The sequence below is a fragment of the Paenibacillus sp. Y412MC10 genome (assembly GCF_000024685.1).
Taxonomy (GTDB): Bacteria; Bacillota; Bacilli; order Paenibacillales; family Paenibacillaceae; genus Paenibacillus_AQ; species Paenibacillus_AQ lautus_A.
In genome coordinates, this window is the sequence record NC_013406.1 from 6090885 (window position 1) to 6111095 (window position 20211).

The window sequence follows — 20211 nt, forward strand, 5'->3', positions numbered from 1 at the left end:
GCGATTTCTGCAGCCAACCCTAACCCATACGATAACCACCGATAGAAGGCCGGGACGCTAACGTCCCGGCCTCTTCCCGTTATATTCTATTCGTCGTCGTCATCGTCTTCGCGCCGGCTCTTTCGGGCAGCGGCGCTTCGGAACAGGAACACAATCGCGATGCCTGCAGCCATCGTACCGAGTATCCGCCCTGGCGCGCTAAGGATGCCCGGAACGAGCGGAAGCCACAGCAGTACGGCCCAGAACAGCTGTACCTGGAAGATCAGCTTGCCTTCATTGTCGCGGCGAGTTCCTTCCGGAAGCGGATAGACGTGCAGCCAGAACGATTCCGGATGCAGCTTGCGCAGCGCAGACAATTGGAGCCCGACAATCATCAGGCTGATCAGATATACAAGCGCAGATACCAGGCTATCCCGGGTGGCCCATACGATAAAGGCTCCAAGCAGTCCGACACGGATCAGAATGCCCAGAATATCGCTGCGTGTCAGGCTCTTGATAAGAAGAAAGCGATAGGCGCTCTCCTTCTTCCACGCCAATCCTTTCCCCCATCCGGACAGCCATTTCCGCGCATGGACGCGCTGCTCCCGCTGAGGCACATTCACGAACCAGCTCAGCACCATCATAACCCGGCTTGCCTGCCGCTGCTCAACGGCGATTAATCGCTCCCAGGCGACCAAGTGTTTGACGGGAACGGATAACGCGGCAACATACGTGAGGCCGAGCAGCGCCATGAATAGGAGGGCACGGCCCGTTGGATGCCATAGCCAGGCAGCCAGGCTCAGTGCCGGAACGATCCAGCGGAGTGCCCGATAGGCTGCTGCCGCGTTCCGTGACACCATAAGCTGCTCCTTCCAGCTGCCATAGCTGGACAGCAGCTTGAACACGGTCAGGACAGCAAACGTAGCCAGCAGCGTCTTTGGCGAAACATCGCTGCGTATGTATAGAGGCCATAGAATGAGCAGGACCAATCCCAAGCCGATGATTTTATATATGACTCCGCTAAACCATGCTTTGCGGAAATATTCCTTCATTCGGGATTCCTGCGGAATGAGGAACACCGTATCCGCCGTGCGCAGATACGTGCGAATGCTGCTGTTGATCATGAGGGGCGCAAGGAAAATCAGCATGATCCAGCGTATCGGCAGATCTGGCGGAACTTGCTGCAGAAGTGCGGTATACCATGCCGCGAATGCAATCAGCAGGAACAGGAATACGACGGCGACCCCGCTCTGTATGACATAACCCAGATAGGGAAGGATTTCACCCCAGAACTGCCCGCGTCGTTTGACATACAGCTCACGCAGATTCATTCGCCCTTACCGTCCTGAATCAGCACATTGAACAGCTCTTCCAGGGACATGCCCGGTCTTCCCGCTTGATCCTGGATTTCCTTCAGCGTCCCCTGAGCAATGATGCTGCCGCGGTGCAGCACGATGAACCGGTCGCAATAATTCTCGATCGTCGAGAGAATATGGGAGCTTAGCAATACGGAAGCACCGGATGCTTTCAATTCCAGCATAAAGTCAAGCAGCGAGCGGATCCCGAGCGGATCAAGCCCAAGGAAGGGCTCGTCGATGATGTACAGCGACGGTCTCGCGACGAATGCGCACATGATCATCACTTTTTGGCGCATGCCCTTGGACAAATGCGTGGACAGGCTGTCCATCTTTTCTTCCATTCGGAACATCTTCGACAGCTGCGCCGAGCGCGTCTCATAATCCTCGCGGGACACGCCGTAGGAACGAGCCGTAAATTCCAAATGCTCGCGCACCGTCATTTCCTCATACAGCAGCGGGGATTCGGGAACGAAAGCCAAGGCGCTGTGATACGCTTCCGAATGCTCCGAGCGGCTCTTCCCCTGGACCTGGATGATCCCCTTTTGCGGATTCATCAGACCCAGGATATGCTTCATCGTCGTACTCTTGCCCGCGCCGTTCAGGCCGATCAAACCTACCATTTCCCCCGGTTCCACCTGAAAGGTTACGTCATGCAGAACCGGTCGGTTTATGCTATATCCGCCGCTTAATCCTTGAACAGACAATACCGGCTGTTCGCTCATTATCGATCACCTCTTATTCTGAAAAGAGTCCAATCCACACGGATGATGACCTTACCGAATCCGCATAAATCGGACCCAAAAAACAACATCATCGCTGCAAGCCCCTACGCTCGCGGAGGCCTCAGCTTTAGCCCCGTGGAGGCTTGTTCTTCAACCATTTCGGAGCGCCCTTGTTCTTGCGGTCACGCTCCCGTTCACTTTGACGCTCGCCCGATGCCTTGCCGTTTCCGGACTTGCCATTGACGCTGATGGAAGCGGGCTTTCGGGCAGGCTTGTCTTTGCGGGCAGCCCCCGCAGCCGACCCGCGGGGACCTTGACCCCGATCGGTTGGAGCGGAACGCGGGGTTCTTACCTTGCCGCCATACAGGGCGCGTTCTTCGATCGATATGCCCAGCTCGCGATTGAACTTGCGCATGATGAACGTTTGACGGTCCGTGACAAGCGTAATCGCCATGCCGCTCCGCCCCATGCGTCCCGTGCGGCCTGCGCGGTGCGTGTAATGCTCGGCATCAATAGGCGGATCGTAATTGATCACCATGCCGAGCCCTTCAATATCGAGCCCCCGGGCGGCGACATCGCTAGCCACCAGAAGCTTGGTGCGCCCTTCTCTAAACGCGTTCAAAACCCGACTCCGGGTCATCTTGTCGGCGTCCCCGTATAGGGCAGCTGCGTTTAATCCAAGGTAATTCAGCTTCGCCTCCACCTCTGCCAAGTCCTCGGTGGCATTGACGAACACGATCGCACGGTCGGGATTGTAATGCCGTACCACGCGGCGAAGCATGTCCAGCTTGTCGCGCTCTTCCGAGACGAAATAATAATGCTCCAGCGCGGACGGCGTCCGACGCTCCGGATCGATCCCGATTTCAACGGGCTGATCCATCTCCTTCTTCACGAGCTCGGCCGTCTCCGGACTCACCGTTGCGGATAAGAATACCAATTGACGGTCGCGCAAGGCACTGCGCAGGATGCGATCCACATCGCCGGCGCCGCCTAGATTAAACACCTGGTCCACCTCGTCAACCACGATCGTGGTCACTTGGTGCATTTTCAGCTTCCGGATTTCGATCAGTTCCCGCACGCGTCCCGGCGTTCCCACGATCAGCTGCGGATGCAGCCGCAGCTTCTCAATCTGACGCTTGGCCGCGGCACCGCCGATCAGGCCGAGCACGCCGATTCCGCGGGCTTCCCCGTAGCGCTCGCTCTCTCTCACGATCTGAACGGCGAGCTCCTGCGTCGGAGCGAGAATCAATTTCTGGGCTCCCTTGATCTCCGGATCGATGCCCTGAAGAACGGGCAGCAAATAAGCAAGCGTCTTTCCCGTGCCCGTCTGGGAAGTCGCCAGCACGTCCTTGCCTTCGAGTATGGGAGGAATCGCCTCAGCCTGAACGGGAGAAGGCGTGGCAATGCCGAACTCCGCCAATCGGGAGGACAAATCCTCCGCTATTCCTAATGTATGAAATGTAGTTCCAGTCATATGTTAGTCCATCCTTTTTTTAGATATCAGAAGTCTATGATTCCAAAGCGCGTCTGCCTGATATCGCTGGAGAAACTTCCGTTACGTGCAGTTTGTTTGCTTTATTGAAAGTACAGCAGGCGTTTTTTCGAACGAGTCTTGTTCACTCTTTCTCATTATATGCCAAAACAGGAGTTGCCACCAAATCAAACATGAGAAATGGCCTTACTCTGCGTTTCATGCAGGTTATTTCTGCTATGCTTGATGGTCATGCCTAGGGCAGTAGAGCGAGAAACGACTTGGCCGCTGCAGATAGCGGAATGCCTCGAAGCGTTGCAATTCCGATGCTGCGCTCGGGAATCGGCGGATCGAGCGGCACCTCGATCAGCTGGCCTGTTTGCATTTCGTCTTTGGCATAGTCGCGAATGACAAAAGCCAGTCCGAAGCCGCTTCGGGCAAACTGTACCAGCAGCTCGATGCTGCCAAGCTCGAACTCCGGTTTTAGCTTTACGCCCTGGAGCTCGGCGTATTGATCCACGTACATCCTCGTGCTTCCGCCAGTCTCCAGCATAAGCAGCGGGTAGTTCCCGATATCGTGAAGGGACAACGGGTTCGGTAATCCGGCCCGCTCCGCATACGACCTGCCAGCCACTAAACAATCATGGATCGGCGAGCTTGGGCGAAAGTCGATTTGTTTATCGGAAGCCGGTAAATGGACGATGCCGAAATCAATCTTCCCTTCCTTAAGAAGCGACAGCGTTTCCGGGGTGGTGCGGTTGGTGATGCGGATGCGAATATCCGGATAGGCGGCGTGGAAATACTCCAAATGCGGCAGCAGGTAATACTTGCACAGCGTATCGCTTGCCCCGATATTGATTTCGCCGCTGTGCAAATTATGCATGTCCGCGATCGCCTTCTCGCCGATTTCGATCAAACCGAAGGCTTGCTCGATATAGCGAAACAGCACATCGCCCTCGGACGTGAGTTTCACTCCCTTGGTGGTCCGAAAGAATAGCGGACCTCCGATCGTTTCCTCCAAATGCTTAACGGTATGGCTGACGGCTGGCTGGGTGATATGCAGATGATCCGCTGCCCTCGATAAACTGCCGAGCCGCGCAGTCCAATAAAAGACGCGATACCACTCCATATTGATTTCCATCATGATGACCTCGATTTTATCAAATGATAACAGGAACCTTGGATCGAAATTCGAGAGTTCATCTTCGAATCCCTCCGTTACCCGTATTCTTCTCTAAAGAATCGTATAACATAAGTGAAACTAATGTCTACTATTACAAATATCAATTTTATTTATAATCAAGCAGCTCATATAATGAGCCATGTACAAGAAAATGATCGTAGGAGGCGAACATGTTTTGACAGTCACAGCCATTGTAGGAGCCAATTGGGGAGATGAAGGCAAAGGTAAAATGACGGATGTTCTTGCGGCGCAATCGTCGTATGTCGTTCGATTTCAGGGAGGGAGTAACGCGGGGCATACCATTATCAACGATTACGGGAAATTTTCGCTGCATATGCTGCCATCGGGTGTATTCTATCCAAACGTAACGAATATCATCGGTCCGGGAACGGCTTTGGATATGGAGGTTTTGATCGGGGAGCTTCAGGAACTGGAAGCCAGACACGTTCCCGCTCCGAAGCTGTTTATATCCGAGCGCGCCCAGGTCGTGCTTCCCATTCATCGGCTGCTGGATGAACTCGAGGAAGAACGGCTCGGCGCCCGGGGATTCGGTTCCACGAAACGCGGAATCGCGCCCTTCTACGCGGATAAATATGCCAAGCTGGGCATTCAGGTCGCTGATCTGTTACACCCCGATCGGCTTCGTGAACGGCTCGAGCAGATGCTTGACATCAAGAATGTGCAGCTGCAGCATCTTTACGGAAGGGACCCGCTGAACGTTGATGAGATGGTCAAGCAGCTATTGGAGCCCTTCCAGTTCCTGTCCCCGTATATTCAGGATACGACCACGCTGCTGCAGCAAGCTTATATGAAAGGCGATCCGATCCTTGTGGAGGGCCAGTTAGGAGCCCTGCGCGACCCGGATCACGGGATCTACCCGTTTTCCACCTCCTCCTCCACGATGGCAGGCTATGCACCGGTCGGGGCAGGACTTCCGCCGTACGCTATCAGCCAAGTCATTGCCGTTGTTAAAGCATACTCAAGCTGCGTCGGCGCAGGCCCCTTCGTGACCGAACTGCATGGGGATGAGGCGGATGAACTCCGCCGCCTTGGCGGCGATGCAGGCGAATACGGAGTTACGACCGGCCGGCCAAGACGAATGGGATGGTTTGATACGGTAGCCACCCGTTACGGCTGCATGATTCAGGGAGCTACCGAAGCCGTTCTCACCAACCTTGACGTACTGGGGTATCTGGATGACATTCCGGTATGCGTCGGCTATGAATTAGAGGATGGAAGCATCATTGACCATTTTCCGGTAACGGCCGATCTGCATTCCGCAAAGCCTGTCCTGCGAACGCTGAAGGGCTGGAAATGCGACCTGTCGCACATCCGCTCCTTCGACGAGCTCCCGGAAGCCGCGCAGCGATACGTGCAGTTTATTGAATCGTCCATTGGCGTACCCGTCAAGACGATCTCCGTCGGCCCGAGACGGGATCAGATTATGATGAGATAGCTGATTCACGGCTTGTTTTCACTTGGCCAACGAAGCCTTCCAGAATCCGCCGGACACCAAGGGGATCGCTCAGCATCGGCAGATGGCCGGTGCTGAGGCTCTCCACCCTGTCCGCCGACAGATTGGCTGCCATGCGCTCTTGCAAGGATTCTCCGAACTCCTTGTCTTGGGTGAGCTTCACGTAAAGCTTAGGCACTTGGGGTGCGGATGCTTGAACGCGATCCGTATAGACCCTACGGGATTCCGGGATGAACTCTGCTGCGATGCGGGAGGCCTGCTCCTCCGGCAAATCGCTGCACAGCCCCTTGCGGATCACGGATTCAGGCGGCTTCGTTCCGGCCATTTTTAATAAAACCGGCATGATGATCCTCTGGGGAAACGGAAGCGCCGAAACAAACGAACCGCCGCTCTTAGGTATGGCGGCACCGATGGCAACGAATCCGGCTACCCGTTCGGATAACCTGGCAGCCAGCTCCATGGCCAACACCCCGCCCAGGGAATGCGCCACAAGGACGAACTTGTCCGTATCCCATCTTCTCACCTGCTCCGCCATATGGGTTACATAATCCTCCAGCGTCAAATGATGCCCGGGCATCCCTGCAGCCTCTTCCCGCGACGGGTAATCAACCTTCAAACACGGATAGCCCAGTCCTTCCGCAACGATATCCCACACGCCTCCGTTCATTCCGGCCCCATGTAAAAAAACAAACCCCAGTTCTTCCTGCATCATTTTTTGTTGTTTAGTCATGCATATTCCCCTTTCATAATGTACCTCTGTTCCAAGGATTCAATGGAACCCTTGCTGCTTGAGAACATCATATCCGTTAAATAAGACAAATGTTGTCTTATTTAGAGAATAAGATAAAATAAATAATCAAGAGACTGGGGGTTCGTAATGCAGAAATCGCAGCGCCTGATTCAATTAATGATGATGATCAATGCAAAAAAGTCGTTTACCGTAAGAGAGCTGGCCGACGAATTCGGACTCTCCGTTCGAACGATATCAAGAGATCTGGATGAGCTGAGCGGGCTCGGCGTCCCCATTTACTCTGTGCAAGGACGAGGCGGCGGCTACAGATTGCTGCAGGAACGGATGCTGCCACCGATCAGTTTCACGGAAAGCGAAGCGATTGCCGTCTTTTTTGCCTGCCAATCCCTGAGCTACTTCAGTACGCTGCCCTTCGGTGAGGGAGCCGCCACGGCGCTCCATAAGTTCTATCATTACTTGCCGGCAGATATTAAGGAGCAAATCGAACGTCTTAAGGATCGCGTCATGATTCACAGCCCGTTCCGGCCGATGTCGGCCGATATTTTACAAACGTTAATGCAAGCCGTCATGGTCCGGCAAGCGGTCACGATCTCCTATCGTTCTTCCGCCGGAAGCAGCCAGCGGCATATTCAGCCGATCGGGCTGTATGCAAGCTCGGGGTACTGGTATTGTCCCGCCTACTGTTTTACGCAAGAGGACATCAGGCAATTCAGGGTAGACCGGATGACGGCGGCCAGCCCCAATGAATCCTTATCGATCCGTGAAGATATCGCGAGCCAAACGCTGCAGGACATGCCCGGGATCGGGGATGTCGAGATGAAGTTTTTTGAGGTAGAATTAACTTCCAAAGGGGTCTGGCTGCTTGAGACGGATACACGGCTCGGTCCCCATATCCATCGGAACACGGACGGCAGCGGCGTCGTTCGGCTTGAAATACCGGCAACCGACGTCAACTTTTATGCGGACTATGTGTGGCGTCTCGGAGAGGAGGCAGTCATCACCTCGCCAGCCGAAGCGGTTCAATGGACCCGGGAGAAAATTGAATCCATGAGATTAAGGTATACATAAGGACAACTCAATCCCAGTTGGGAGAAATGAAGGAGAGAATATGCATGACTTCACAAGTGGATCACTTAATTGAGCGGATAACGGAAGAGCTTCGCGGGGTACCCGGCGTTACAGGAGTCGTTCTCGGGGGATCCAGGGCCAAAGGAACCGCCAGACCGGATTCCGATATCGATATCGGCATTTATTATGATGAAGCCCAAGGTTTCAAGGTGGAGGACATCGCCAAAATCGCGAAGAAATTAGATGATGAGCATCGGGACGGGATTATCACTTCATTGGGCGAATGGGGAGCCTGGGTTAACGGGGGCGGATGGTTAGTGATCGAGGGGTATCATGTGGATTTCTTATTCCGGGATGTGCACCGCGTGTCTAGCATCATCGACGACTGTTCGGCAGGAAAGGTGTCCGCGCATTACCAAACCGGACATCCGCATGCCTATCTGAATGTAATGTACATGGGGGAAATTGCGATCTGCCGCATATTATGGGACTCGGATAACCGCATACAGACTCTGAAAGCCAAAACGTCTCCCTATCCGAAGCCTCTGCAGGATGCGATGATCGGCTATTTCACTTTCGAGGCATCTTTCTCTTTGATGTTGGCGAATAAAACGGCTTCCAGCGATGACATCACGTATGTTACAGGTCACTGCTTCCGCTCCATTTCGTGCTTGAACCAAGTGCTCTTTGCCAAAAATGAAATGTACTGTATCAATGAGAAGCGTGCGGTGGCCATGATCGAGACCTTCTCCCGCAAACCGGCGAATTACAAGGAACGCCTGGACCAAGTGATCACGCTGCTCTCATCGGATACAGAAAAAACAAAACAAGCCACTGCGCTGCTTCAGGACCTTATAGCTGAAACGGAAGCTTTGTAGCGCGCATAGTCCTCATTTCTTATTCATCCATTTGTAAGACACACGGTCTGCAAACCGCGGAAACAGCTGATACAGCCTTATGCCAAAGGAGGCCAGTCTCGGAAGATTCAGTTCTTCCTTGCGTTTATGAACCAGCTTTACTACCTGATCCGCAACATAATCCGCCTTCATCATGAACCAGCTTACATTCTTGACATACCCGCCGGTCGGATCGGCCAAGGAAAAGAACGGCGTATCGATCGGCCCGGGGTTTACGGTCGATACGGTTATGCCCGTGTTCCGCAGCTCCTGGCGGAGTGAATTGCTGAACCCTAGCACGGCATGCTTGGTAGCCGAATAAGCCGTGGATTTGGCCGTTCCGATCTTCCCCGCCATGGATGCAATGTTGACGATTTGACCGTCCCCTTGCTTCAGCATGCCCGGCAGCACCGCTTGCGTACAGCGTACAATGCCCATATAGTTGACGTCCATCATATCCTGAAACTCTTCCTGTGGCATGTCCATAATACTTTCAAACTTGCCGTATCCGGCGTTGTTAATCAGCACATCGATTCTGCCGTGCCGATGAAATACGGCCTCCATGACAGACGATACCTGATCAGAGTTCTGAACATCCATGGTTGCCAGCTCGTGGGGACCGGATAAACGCGCACCTACCTCCTGCAGACGATCGGCCGAACGGGCGCACAGAACAACGTAAGCCCCCTGAGCGGAGAGCTTCTCCGCGATCAAGGCACCGATTCCGCTGGATGCTCCCGTAACAACTACAACTTTATGATTCAGCATGATTTCATTATCCCTTTCCTCACCGGCGCAGCCCTCCATTCTAAAATATCCATAGAGCAGCTTTACGCACGGAATTGGGTTCATTACTCCTATTTTATGAAATCATGACTTGAATATCCAGCTCTCCGATTCCTTCCATTCGAAGCGGAATACATAGCGCCTTCTTCTGAATAAGACTAGAGGTGCTATCCGACTTCATTACCTTGGGAGGTGTGATATCCACGCTGACGCCCTGGTTCGATAAAATGGTGCTGGCATTGCCGCTGATCATGTTGCCGAGCTCTGAAATCGCGCTTTGCCCCATCTCATCCATTTCGGTAATGACATAGCCGCCCATCATCACCGATACCATCTGCAGCGCTACCTGCTCCTGAATTCCAAATACGATGTCACCGTTCATTTGGCCTGTCATGCCGATTTGGATCCAGATATGATTCTCCATATATCCGATCTCTTTGACCCCAAGATTCCCCGTGGAGGGTGAAACCTGTATGACTTGTTCGATAACGTGTCGTGCGGACTCTAAAAAAGGATTGATGACTTCCGCTTTCATTCCTCATTACGCCCCTTTCACTGGGTTGTTGGTCAGGGTCCCAAAGTCCCACCTATATATTTAAACATTATAATGGATACCTTGTAATAAATCATCACAAAATAGCGACAGCACTCATTCCGACCACTGTCTTACAATGTCAGCTATCGCTTGAAACGCTTTAGTACGAAGATATTCCTTTCGCTTAAACGGGCCTTAGGTCTCACCTTTTTTCTATGTCTACTTTACTATTATCGGATGGTTTCCCCATCTTTTAATAATAATTAAAATGAAAATAAAAATGTTTTTCATCTTTTTCGGCCGAAAACCATCCGGTTTGCTCCCTTCGTTGCTCCACCGGGGAGAATAACCTATAATTTATAACATACAGGTTGCACGCGATAGATGAGCGGAAGAATATATCAAGAAGGAGGAAGGCTATGAACATCAGCCAATTGGAAACGCTTATTACCATCTCCAAAACGATGAGCTTTCGCAAAGCGGGAGAGCTTCTTAATCTGACACAACCGGCGGTATCCGCCCAGATCAAGAGCCTGGAAGAAGAATTTAAGACGGTGCTGGTGGACCGGAGCCAACCCGTGACGTTAACGGACCGGGGCCAGGTCTTCGTGGATCATGCCGAGCAGATCCTCGGCATCGTGGATGAGTTGAAGCAGCGGCTGTCCGACCTTGATCAAACCCCCCAGGGTCATATCCAGCTGGGCACAACCACTTCCATAGCGATTCAGATCCTGCCGCGGGTACTTTCCTACTTCCAGGATCAATTCCCTCACATAAAAACAACCATTCAATCCATGGCCTCTTCCCAAATCTACCACAGCGTGGAGAACGGGCTCATCGACATCGGAATCGGCTATCTGATCGAGCGCAATCCCAACTTAAGCACATCCGTTCTGTATTACGATACCTTTGAGCTGGTCGTATCACCCCAGCATCCGCTGGCCAAGCTTTCCACGGCCAACATGGATGTGCTGGCCGGAACCCCCCTTATTTTGCTAACGCGCGACACCGTCGGCCGCCGCTTCGCCGATGAAGTCATGAAGAAGCACGGCGTCGATCCTCAGGTAGTCATGGAACTGTCCAGCAGCGAAGAAATCAAGCGGATGGTCGAGATCAATCTGGGCGCAGCGATTATTTCGAAGCAGTCCGTCGCGACGGAGCTGCGCAACGGCACCCTGCAGATCGTTCCCCTAAGCGAGCTTGAAGTCAGCCACCCTGTCGGCGTAATCTATAAGAGCGGGCGTTATGTCAGCTCGGCCATGCGCCAATTCCTTAGTGATCTGAAGGGCATGCCCGAGACCCAATTCATCAGCAGTGAATAATGCCGACCGTCCCATAGAACCATAACCAATCAAGCGACATGAAGGAGGTCAATATGAAATTCGATCTGCATACCCATCACTTTCGCTGCGGCCACGCCGACGGCAATATCCGGGATTACATCGAGGCTGCGATCGCAGCAGATTTAAAGGTCATCGGGATCTCCGACCATACGCCATACTTTGGAAGCCCGGAAGAACAGCCCTTCCCGGCCATCTCCATGGGGAAAGCGGACTTTGCGGCCTACGTGCAAGAGGTTCTGGACTTAAAGCGGGAATATGAGGGGAAAATCAAGGTCCTGCTGGGCATCGAATCCGATTATTTCCCGAACCATGCCCAGGTTTACCAGCAGGCGTTATCGGCCTATCCTTTTGACTACATCATCGGCTCCATCCATCACGTCAGGGATGTCAGCATCTTCAACAAGAACCGCTGGAAGAAGCTGACGCCTCAGCAGCAGGTTGCGGATAAAGAGGAATACTTCAATCTGATCCGCCAATCCGCCCGAAGTGGAATGTTCCAGATCATTGCCCATATGGATGCTATGAAGGGCAATTATCCGCTATTCTCCGAGATCAAAGCCGATGAAGCGATTGAGGAAACACTGAAAGTCATTGCGGAATCGGGCCTTGCCATCGAAATCAATACGTCCGGCAAAACCAAGCTGTGCGGCGGCTGGTATCCGTCGAACGCCATATTGGAAGTAGCGCACCATCATGGCGTCGAGGTCACCTTCGGCTCCGATGCCCACAAACCGTCCCGGGTCGGAGATGAATTTGACGAAGTGGCCAAGGTGCTTAAGGAAATCGGATACACGGAATGGGTCTATTTCGAACAAAAACAGAAGGTGCCCGTACCTCTTTAACGGGGTACTCCTTCTGTTTTTTTGCATTTACATGGGTATTGGCGGCAAAATGGGCAAAAAAAGTGGACCCGTTACCGGGTCCGAAACATAATATATATTCTCAAAAGGGGGTCATGTGATAAGTTTAACCCGCGGCTGTTAGAGTTTGATAACAGGTATATTTCAATTGTGTAACAAATTCCTAGTGATCCTTTCAACTTGAAATTTTCAGATTACATATCAGATTACATATCCCGCTTTCGCTTAAACCATGGACCGCAGCGTAAGCACGGTAAGCTCCGGCTTGCATAGGAAACGAAAAGGCAGATGCGTCGTGCCGATTCCCCTGTTTACATAGAGCTGCATGCCTTGGGAACCCACGGTGTACAGGCCCTGCACGTAACGTTTGGCTCCAGGCGGCGTGATCACCTCGCCCATCCAAGGCAGGCGGATCTGTCCTCCGTGGCTGTGTCCGGATAGCTGAAGATGAAAGGGATAGACTGCCACAGTATCTGCATAATCCGGCTCGTGCATCAGCAGCAGCTTGAACATGCCTTCAGGCAGATCCCGAATGGCAGCTTCCGGATCCGGCGTTCCCCAGATGCCATCGTCCAAGCCCGCAACGGCGAAGACGGCACCCTCCCGCCTAAGCTTCACGGCGTCGTTGCGCAGCACCTGAAACCCGGCCTCCTCCTCCAGAGCAATCAGCTTCTTCACGTCCCCGTAATCATGGTTGCCTAATATAGAGAATAAGCCTAACGGGGCTTTCAGCTGAGCGAGCGGTTGAATGGCAGCCCTCATATCTTCCGCATTGCCGTCCACCATATCTCCCGTAAAACAGATCATATCCGGTTTTTCATGATGAATGGCTTGCACCACACGAGCCGCGTTGTCCGCCCCTGCATGAAAGCCCAGGTGCAAATCGCTAAACTGGACGATCTTCATGCCATCAAAAGCCTTGGGCAGCGAAGGAAACGTTAGCGTGTGTCTCGTAATATCCAATTGACGAGGCTCCCATAACGACGCATAAGCACCGCCCGCAAGGCCAGCTGCGGCCAAGACGGAAACGCCGATCTTCAGAAATCGGCGGCGCGACATCCTCTTCTGTTTAAGTTCTCGCTTCGCCTCGCCGCCGGCTGTACCCTGGGGCATCTCCGAGGATAGATTTCTCATAGGGGGACATCCTCCTATATAATAATGAAAGAATTCAAGTATTAACGCTCTTATGTTTATTCATATACATGAAATAACAAGAGAAAGGGGTTTATGTATGACTGTTAACGATTCGATCGCAGCCATAGTTTCGGCACAGCGGCATTTTTTTCATAAAGACATCACCAAGGAAGTGGATTTCCGTCTCCAGCAGCTGACCAAGCTGCGCCAAATCCTGATTGCCAGAGAGAACGATATCATGGAGGCGCTGCGCAGGGACCTGAACAAGAGTGAACAGGAAGCCTTCACGACCGAGATCGGAATCGTCTACAAAGAGCTCTCCTTTATCATAAAGAATTTGAAGCGCTGGGCCAAGCCGCAGCGCGTCAAAACCGCGCTCACGCATGTGGGCAGCAAGGGAATGGTCTATCCTGAGCCCTATGGGACGGTTCTGATTATCGCTCCCTGGAATTATCCTTGGCAGCTGGCCATCTCTCCGCTGATCGGAGCCTTGGCCGCCGGAAACACGGCCATTGTGAAGCCATCCGAACTGACGCCTAATGTATCCGCACTCCTTACGGCCATCATGGAAGAGACGTTTGAGCCGGAATACGTGGTTTCTGTAGAGGGAGGACCCGAGGTTAGCACGAGCCTGCTGGAGCAGCCTTTGGATTATGTCTTTTTTACCGGCAGCACCCACGTCGGCAAAATCGTCATGGAAGCCGCCGCCAAGCAGCTGACACCGGTAACGCTGGAGCTGGGGGGCAAGAGCCCTTGCATCGTCCACGAGGATGCGCCCCTTGCCCTGGCGGCTTCGCGTATCGCATTCGGCAAGTTTACGAATGCAGGCCAGACGTGCGTCGCTCCCGATTATGTGCTCGTGCACAGCAAGGTGAAAGAGAAGTTCATCGCGCACCTGAAAGATGCCATCACTTCATTCTACGGCGAGAACCCGTTAACCAATCCCGATTATGGGCGCATCGTTTCGGAGAAGCATTTTGACCGGCTTTCCAACTTTCTGGACAACGGAACCCTCCGCCACGGCGGGGGCACGTCGCGGGATAAATTGCTCATCGAGCCCGCCGTGCTGGACGATATCACCTGGGATATGCCGATCATGGAGGAAGAAATCTTCGGCCCGCTGTGTCCGATCCTGACTTATGAGGATCTGCACGAGGCGGTCCAAGCGATTCAAGCCCGTCCCAAACCGCTCGCGCTTTACCTGTTTACCGAGAATGAAGATGTACAGGATTACGTGCTCTCCTCGGTTTCTTTTGGCGGGGGTTGCGTCAACGACACGCTGATGCACCTGGCAACCCCCTTCCTTCCGTTCGGAGGCGTCGGGGAGAGCGGGATCGGCTCGTATCACGGGGAATACAGCTTCCATTCGTTCTCCCATAGAAAAAGCGTGCTTAAGCAAACCAACCGGTTTGATTTTAAATTCCGTTATCCTTCCAAGAACGGGCTGGGCATTTTAAAAAAGCTGATGAAGCCTTAGCTTTCATCCAGCCTTCGCTTTCCTGCCCCGTTAGCTATAACTAATAAAGGCGCACCGTTGTCGGCGCGCCTGTTTCACTTGGATGAATGTTTTCTGCGATGCGGCATATTGCCCTTTGTCTTCACTTCGCCGCCTTCCGTCTCCAGTCCGTCGTCGCCGGGCTTAAAGATCCGGCGCAGCGTCCCCAGCATGGACAGCGCATAAGCAACGGTAACGAAGCTGAAAGCAATCTCCAGCACCACGACAAGCCGGGACGTATTATCGACAGGGGCTACATCGCCATACCCGACCGTGACAAACGTCGCCATGCTGAAATACAGGAAGGTAATGAACTGGCTCAGCAAATCCTGACCGAGGTTCTCGCCTTCGAAGGAAACGCCTCCGAACAGCTTATAAATCGACATATACACCACCGTGAAAAATAGAATGCACATCCCCGCCGCCATGCTGATCCGAACCAGGGTCGTTTTCATATCGACATGCTGATGGACAGAGTCTGCAATCTTATCGAAGATATACAGCACATAGAAAATAACGGAACATAATGAAAACAGCAGGATCAAGGCCCGCATGCCACCTTCGCCGGGTACGACATGCATGAGATCAATCCAGCCGAGCAAATCCTCGACCGATATCAGGACATAAATGAGCAGCGGCGCCAACAGCAAAGGCCTGCTGGACCACTTCTTGTCCATGCTGTAAAACAGATAGATCAACGACAGCAAGCCCGCCAAATTGAGCAGCCACATCCACCAAGACATCTCTAGTCCCTCCTTGAGGCCCGCAACCTGCAGGCCGTGCCATTACGTCCTATTACCCTCGAAACGGCACCTCTGCACCTGGAGGTCATTGGCAGCTTGGCAGCTGGCAAGAGCTGACTTTAGTCCTGGTCGAAGTCTGGATATCTTGCGCTGCGTCGGCTCCAACACACGCCTGCGGTAATTCCGAAAGCTTGTGCGATGCGCCGCTAACATTTAACGGTTCTTCTCCATCCACGACACGGCATAATCCACCATGGCCCGCTGTTCAGCCAATATGCAGTCGGCCTTTCCTACGCGTCCATGGATATACGCATCGGGGCACTGCGCTTCGAACGAAGCCCCCAATGCCTCGAAGTCGTCCGAATGATAGTTGATATCCTGAAACGCCTCCCACACTGTCACTCCCTGCACCCTGCGGACTGGCGCGTGGGCGGTGACCGCCTCCTTGCCCTTCCAATTCGCGCGGTATTCGCTGAGGTGGAACGACGTATTGTTGCCATAACCACTGCCCAGAATAAGCACGTACGCGCCCGCCTCATACAAGCGTGCCAGCGGAGAAGCTTCGCCTAAGCTATGGTCCAGCGGATGGGATTGCATTAGGGCCCTGGCCTCCCTGCCGCGTGCCGCAAACGACACATGCGGATGAGCGCTTCGGATAACCCCTTCTTGTTTACGGAACACTTCCGGAATGATCCCCATCCCCGAAGTGACCGTCAGATCCGGATCATAGGGCGGCATGCCCTCGCGAATCAGATTCCACCATTTTGGATCGGCCGGCGGATTTCCCCATGTCTTTGGATCGGTTAAGTTCGCGGATTGGGTCGGCATCACCAGCGTCCCTTCTTCCCCCAGCACGTCTTCGAGTGCCAGTATGACGGCCTCCGGACCGCCGACGATCCACCCGCCCACACTCTTGAGCGAAGAATGGACGAGCAAGGTCATGCCCTTCCGGACGCCCAAAGCGGCCAAATCATCGCTAATATCCTTTATCGTAATCGGTCTTTCTATGATCAAGTGACTCACCTCAGATTCAATTCGAAGATTTCCTATCCTATAAAAAAAACACATAAATTATAGCACACAACAAAAAGCGCCTGTACCGAAGCCCATGCCCCGGTCAGACGCCTTGGTATTGAAGTTAACCGATTAAACGCCAAGCCAGCGCTTAAACAGGTGTTTGGTCGTATCCTTGTTCATTTCCGCAATGGACGTTGTCAGCGGAATGCCCTTCGGACAAGAACGCACGCAGTTCTGCGAGTTGCCGCAGCCCTCGATGCCTCCGTCCTGCATCAGCGCTTCCAAACGCTCCTCCTTGTTCATCTCGCCTGTCGGGTGAGCATTGAACAAGCGAACCTGGGAGATCGCGGCCGGTCCGATAAAGTCCGTTTTTTCGTTGACGTTCGGGCAAGCCTCCAGGCATACGCCGCAGGTCATGCATTTGGACAGCTCGTAAGCCCACTGACGCTTCTTCTCCGCCATTTTGGGGCCGGGACCAAGGTCATAGGTGCCGTCGATCGGAATCCACGCTTTCACGCGCTTGAGGGCCGTGAACATGCGGCTGCGGTCGATCACCAAGTCTCTCACGACCGGGAACGTCTTCATCGGCTGAATCCGAATCGGCTGCTCCAGCTTATCGATCAAGGCCGCGCATGCTTGGCGCGGCTTCCCGTTGATGACCATGGAGCAAGCTCCGCACACTTCTTCCAGGCAGTTGGAGTCCCAGCATACGGGGGCGGTGGTTTGGCCCTGCGCATTTTTGGGATTGCGCTGAATTTCCATCAGCGCACTAATGACGTTCATGCCGGGACGGTACGGAATTTCGAATTCCTCGGTATAGGAATTCGTCTCCGGATTGTCCTGACGTGTAATGATAAATTTAACGCTCTTTGAGGCAGCTGCCGTTTGAGACATCGTAAATCCCCCTTCCTTCTTACTTGTCTTTCGAATAGTCGCGAATCCGCGGCGGGATTAAGGAAACATCCACTTCTTCATATGAAATCTGTGGTCCATCCGGCGTCCAGGTTGCTTTGGTTGTCTTGAGGAAGTCTTCATCGTTACGATCCGGGAATTCCGGCTTGTAGTGAGCGCCCCTGCTTTCGTTCCGGAGAAGCGCACCCAGCGTCATGGCCTCGGACAGCTCCAGCATGTTCCACAGCTGACGCGTGAACGCCACGCCCTGGTTGTTCCAGCGGGAGGTATCCGTCATATTGATATTGCGGTAACGCTGCTTCAATTCCTTGATTTTGCCGATGGTTGCTTCAAGCTTGTCATTGTAACGAACAACCGTCATGTTGTTGGTCATCCATTCACCGAGCTCTTTATGGATCACGTAAGCATTCTCGGTTCCTTCCATCTTGAGCAGGCCTTCGTACTTGGTGGTTTGCTCTTTCGCTGCGCGGTCAAATACCGTGGAGGATACATCCTCTGCGGATTTCTTCAGTCCTTTGACGTATTCGATCGCTTTCGGTCCGGCCACCATGCCGCCGTAAATGGCGGATACCAGGGAGTTGGCTCCCAGACGGTTCGCGCCGTGATATTGATACTCGCATTCGCCGGCTGCGAACAGCCCAGGAATGTTGGTCATTTGGTTGTAATCGACCCACATGCCGCCCATGGAGTAATGGACTGCCGGGAAGATTTTCATCGGGATTTTGCGCGGATCGTCGCCCATGAATTTCTCATAGATTTCGATGATGCCGCCGAGCTTGACGTCCAGCTCTTTCGGATCCTTATGGGAGAGGTCCAGGTAAACCATGTTCTCGCCGTTGATGCCGAGTCCCATATCAACGCAGACGGAGAAGATTTCGCGCGTAGCGATATCGCGCGGCACCAGGTTTCCGTAAGCAGGGTATTTCTCTTCGAGGAAATACCAAGGCTTGCCGTCTTTATAGGTCCAAATCCGTCCGCCTTCGCCGCGTGCCGACTCGGACATCAAGCGGAGCTTGTCGTCGCCCGGAATGGCCGTCGGGTGAATCTGGATGAACTCGCCGTTCGCATAATGAACGCCTTGCTGATACACGGCACTAGCCGCTGTTCCCGTATTGATCACCGAGTTGGTTGTTTTTCCGAAAATAATGCCGGGACCGCCGCTGGCGAGAATGACGGCTTCAGCCTTGAACGACTTGATCTCCATCGAGCGCAGATCCTGGGCGGCAATACCGCGGCATACGCCTTCGTCGTCGATGACCGCATTCAGGAACTCCCAGTTCTCGTATTTGGTCACAAGACCCGCGGTTTCCCAGCGGCGAACCTGCTCGTCAAGCGCGTACAGCAGCTGCTGGCCGGTGGTCGCGCCGGCAAACGCGGTACGGTGGCGCTTCGTTCCGCCGAAGCGGCGGAAATCGAGCAGGCCTTCCGGCGTGCGGTTAAACATAACGCCCATGCGGTCCATCAAGTGGATGATGCCCGGCGCCGCCTCGCACATCGCTTTGACCGGAGGCTGATTCGCAAGGAAGTCGCCGCCGTAAACGGTATCGTCAAAGTGTTCCCAAGGAGAGTCACCTTCACCTTTCGTATTTACGGCTCCATTGATGCCGCCTTGCGCGCACACGGAGTGAGAGCGTTTAACGGGTACAAGCGAGAATAGATGAACGTGAGCGCCTGCTTCCGCCGCTTTGATGGTTGCCATCAGCCCGGCGAGGCCGCCGCCCACTACGATAATATTAGATGCCATTTTTCGTTCACTCCCCTTTAACTTAAGACTGTCTTAACTACATCGATCGCTGCCGTCGCCGCCTGGAATTCGGAACCGCGGAATGCTGTCATGGCAAGAACGAACAGCACGCTCATCAATACGAACAAGCCCATGCAGATGTAAGTGGATACCTTCTGCGCGCGCGGACCGACGGTGATGCCCCAGCTGACGAGGAACGCCCACAGGCCGTTAGCGAAGTGGAAGGTAGCGGAAACAACGCCGATGACGTACAGAATAAACAGAACCGGATTGTTCATGATGCCGTGCATCGTGGCGCCCAAATCGTCATGCGTGATTTTGCCGATCATGATTTGGAAGCGCGTATCGTACATATGCCAGATGACAAAAACGAACGTAATAACGCCGGTGATCCGTTGGATGGTGAAGCGGATGTTCCGTTCATAGTTGTAGTTGCCCACGTTGTTATTCGCCTGGTAAGCGATGTATAACCCGTAGACGCCGTGATATAGCAATGGCAGCCAGATCAGGAACAGCTCCAGGAAAAAAATCAGCGGCATGCTGTTCAAAAAATGCACCGCGCTCGCGAAGCCTTCCTTTCCACCCTCGAAAGCCTTAAAGTTGGAAATCATATGGCTGAGCAAAAATGCCCCAAGCGGTATGACACCGAGCAAAGAATGCAGCTTTCTGGAATAATACCCTTTCATCAGTTGACGTTCCCCTTTCCAATGTACAGCGTTTTCATTTTCAATCTTTCCTAT

Annotated in this window: 19 protein-coding genes; 6 read left to right on the forward strand and 13 right to left on the reverse strand. The window is 53.4% G+C overall.

All coding sequences use genetic code 11. From position 1 onward, the window contains the following. Positions 1 to 86: 86 nt before the first annotated feature. The 4 genes from GYMC10_RS26760 to GYMC10_RS26775 form a co-directional block, all read right to left on the reverse strand. Positions 87 to 1310, reverse strand: coding sequence for an ABC transporter permease (locus GYMC10_RS26760; protein WP_015737389.1), 1224 nt, complete (start codon positions 1308 to 1310; stop codon positions 87 to 89). Continuing rightward, positions 1307 to 2059, reverse strand: coding sequence for an ABC transporter ATP-binding protein (locus GYMC10_RS26765; RefSeq protein ID WP_015737390.1), 753 nt, complete (start codon positions 2057 to 2059; stop codon positions 1307 to 1309). Before GYMC10_RS26765 ends, GYMC10_RS26760 begins: the two co-directional genes overlap by 4 nt. A gap of 127 nt (positions 2060 to 2186) precedes the next feature. After that, a complete protein-coding gene (locus GYMC10_RS26770; RefSeq protein ID WP_015737391.1) occupies positions 2187 to 3533 on the reverse strand; it encodes a DEAD/DEAH box helicase in 1347 nt (448 codons plus the stop codon). Positions 3534 to 3786: 253 nt separating this feature from the next. After that, on the reverse strand, positions 3787 to 4671 hold the full coding sequence (locus tag GYMC10_RS26775) for a LysR family transcriptional regulator (RefSeq protein WP_036665090.1): 885 nt from the start codon (positions 4669 to 4671) through the stop codon (positions 3787 to 3789). A 217-nt stretch (positions 4672 to 4888) separates the two neighbouring features. On the opposite strand from GYMC10_RS26775, the gene GYMC10_RS26780 reads away from it, so the two are divergent. Beyond that, positions 4889 to 6169 (forward strand): adenylosuccinate synthase, encoded by a 1281-nt coding sequence (locus GYMC10_RS26780; RefSeq protein WP_015737393.1) that lies wholly within the window; start codon positions 4889 to 4891, stop codon positions 6167 to 6169. On the opposite strand, the gene GYMC10_RS26785 is transcribed toward GYMC10_RS26780, so the two are convergent. Continuing rightward, positions 6156 to 6917 (reverse strand): alpha/beta fold hydrolase, encoded by a 762-nt coding sequence (locus tag GYMC10_RS26785; RefSeq protein WP_015737394.1) that lies wholly within the window; start codon positions 6915 to 6917, stop codon positions 6156 to 6158. The genes GYMC10_RS26780 and GYMC10_RS26785 overlap by 14 nt on opposite strands. Before the next feature lie 147 nt (positions 6918 to 7064). Between GYMC10_RS26785 and GYMC10_RS26790 the strand changes: the two genes are divergently transcribed. Both GYMC10_RS26790 and GYMC10_RS26795 read left to right on the forward strand, forming a co-directional pair. Continuing rightward, positions 7065 to 8006: a helix-turn-helix transcriptional regulator gene (locus GYMC10_RS26790; protein ID WP_015737395.1), complete on the forward strand. Its 942-nt coding sequence runs from the start codon at positions 7065 to 7067 to the stop codon at positions 8004 to 8006. 44 nt (positions 8007 to 8050) lie between these two features. Next, the gene (locus tag GYMC10_RS26795) at positions 8051 to 8884 is read left to right on the forward strand and encodes a nucleotidyltransferase domain-containing protein (protein ID WP_015737396.1); all 834 of its coding nucleotides are present in this window, start codon (positions 8051 to 8053) and stop codon (positions 8882 to 8884) included. Positions 8885 to 8896: 12 nt separating this feature from the next. On the opposite strand, the gene GYMC10_RS26800 is transcribed toward GYMC10_RS26795, so the two are convergent. Further along, on the reverse strand, positions 8897 to 9670 hold the full coding sequence (locus tag GYMC10_RS26800; protein ID WP_313958358.1) for an SDR family oxidoreductase: 774 nt from the start codon (positions 9668 to 9670) through the stop codon (positions 8897 to 8899). 94 nt (positions 9671 to 9764) lie between these two features. Beyond that, positions 9765 to 10223, reverse strand: a complete 459-nt coding sequence (locus GYMC10_RS26805) for a chemotaxis protein CheX (RefSeq protein WP_009593072.1) — start codon at positions 10221 to 10223, stop codon at positions 9765 to 9767. Positions 10224 to 10642: 419 nt separating this feature from the next. On the opposite strand from GYMC10_RS26805, the gene GYMC10_RS26810 reads away from it, so the two are divergent. Both GYMC10_RS26810 and GYMC10_RS26815 read left to right on the forward strand, forming a co-directional pair. Next, positions 10643 to 11545, forward strand: a complete 903-nt coding sequence (locus GYMC10_RS26810; protein WP_009593067.1) for a LysR family transcriptional regulator — start codon at positions 10643 to 10645, stop codon at positions 11543 to 11545. A gap of 53 nt (positions 11546 to 11598) precedes the next feature. Beyond that, on the forward strand, positions 11599 to 12408 hold the full coding sequence (locus tag GYMC10_RS26815) for a histidinol-phosphatase (RefSeq protein ID WP_015737398.1): 810 nt from the start codon (positions 11599 to 11601) through the stop codon (positions 12406 to 12408). Between the two features lie 243 nt (positions 12409 to 12651). Here the strand turns inward: GYMC10_RS26815 and GYMC10_RS26820 are convergent, their stop codons facing one another. After that, positions 12652 to 13560 carry a metallophosphoesterase gene (locus GYMC10_RS26820; RefSeq protein WP_015737399.1) on the reverse strand — a complete coding sequence of 303 codons (909 nt, stop codon included), beginning with the start codon at positions 13558 to 13560 and terminating at the stop codon, positions 12652 to 12654. Positions 13561 to 13657: 97 nt separating this feature from the next. On the opposite strand from GYMC10_RS26820, the gene GYMC10_RS26825 reads away from it, so the two are divergent. Further along, complete coding sequence (locus tag GYMC10_RS26825; RefSeq protein ID WP_015737400.1) at positions 13658 to 15037, forward strand: aldehyde dehydrogenase; 1380 nt, start codon at positions 13658 to 13660, stop codon at positions 15035 to 15037. Positions 15038 to 15111: 74 nt separating this feature from the next. On the opposite strand, the gene GYMC10_RS26830 is transcribed toward GYMC10_RS26825, so the two are convergent. The 5 genes from GYMC10_RS26830 to GYMC10_RS26850 form a co-directional block, all read right to left on the reverse strand. Further along, positions 15112 to 15798: a potassium channel family protein gene (locus GYMC10_RS26830; RefSeq protein ID WP_015737401.1), complete on the reverse strand. Its 687-nt coding sequence runs from the start codon at positions 15796 to 15798 to the stop codon at positions 15112 to 15114. A gap of 213 nt (positions 15799 to 16011) precedes the next feature. Beyond that, positions 16012 to 16812 carry an aminoglycoside N(3)-acetyltransferase gene (locus GYMC10_RS26835; protein WP_015737402.1) on the reverse strand — a complete coding sequence of 267 codons (801 nt, stop codon included), beginning with the start codon at positions 16810 to 16812 and terminating at the stop codon, positions 16012 to 16014. 132 nt (positions 16813 to 16944) lie between these two features. Beyond that, positions 16945 to 17709: a succinate dehydrogenase iron-sulfur subunit gene (sdhB, locus tag GYMC10_RS26840; RefSeq protein ID WP_015737403.1), complete on the reverse strand. Its 765-nt coding sequence runs from the start codon at positions 17707 to 17709 to the stop codon at positions 16945 to 16947. Positions 17710 to 17728: 19 nt separating this feature from the next. Continuing rightward, positions 17729 to 19471 carry a succinate dehydrogenase flavoprotein subunit gene (gene sdhA, locus GYMC10_RS26845; RefSeq protein WP_015737404.1) on the reverse strand — a complete coding sequence of 581 codons (1743 nt, stop codon included), beginning with the start codon at positions 19469 to 19471 and terminating at the stop codon, positions 17729 to 17731. A 17-nt stretch (positions 19472 to 19488) separates the two neighbouring features. Next, positions 19489 to 20157, reverse strand: coding sequence for a succinate dehydrogenase cytochrome b558 subunit (locus tag GYMC10_RS26850; RefSeq protein WP_015737405.1), 669 nt, complete (start codon positions 20155 to 20157; stop codon positions 19489 to 19491). Between the last annotated feature and the right edge of the window lie 54 nt (positions 20158 to 20211).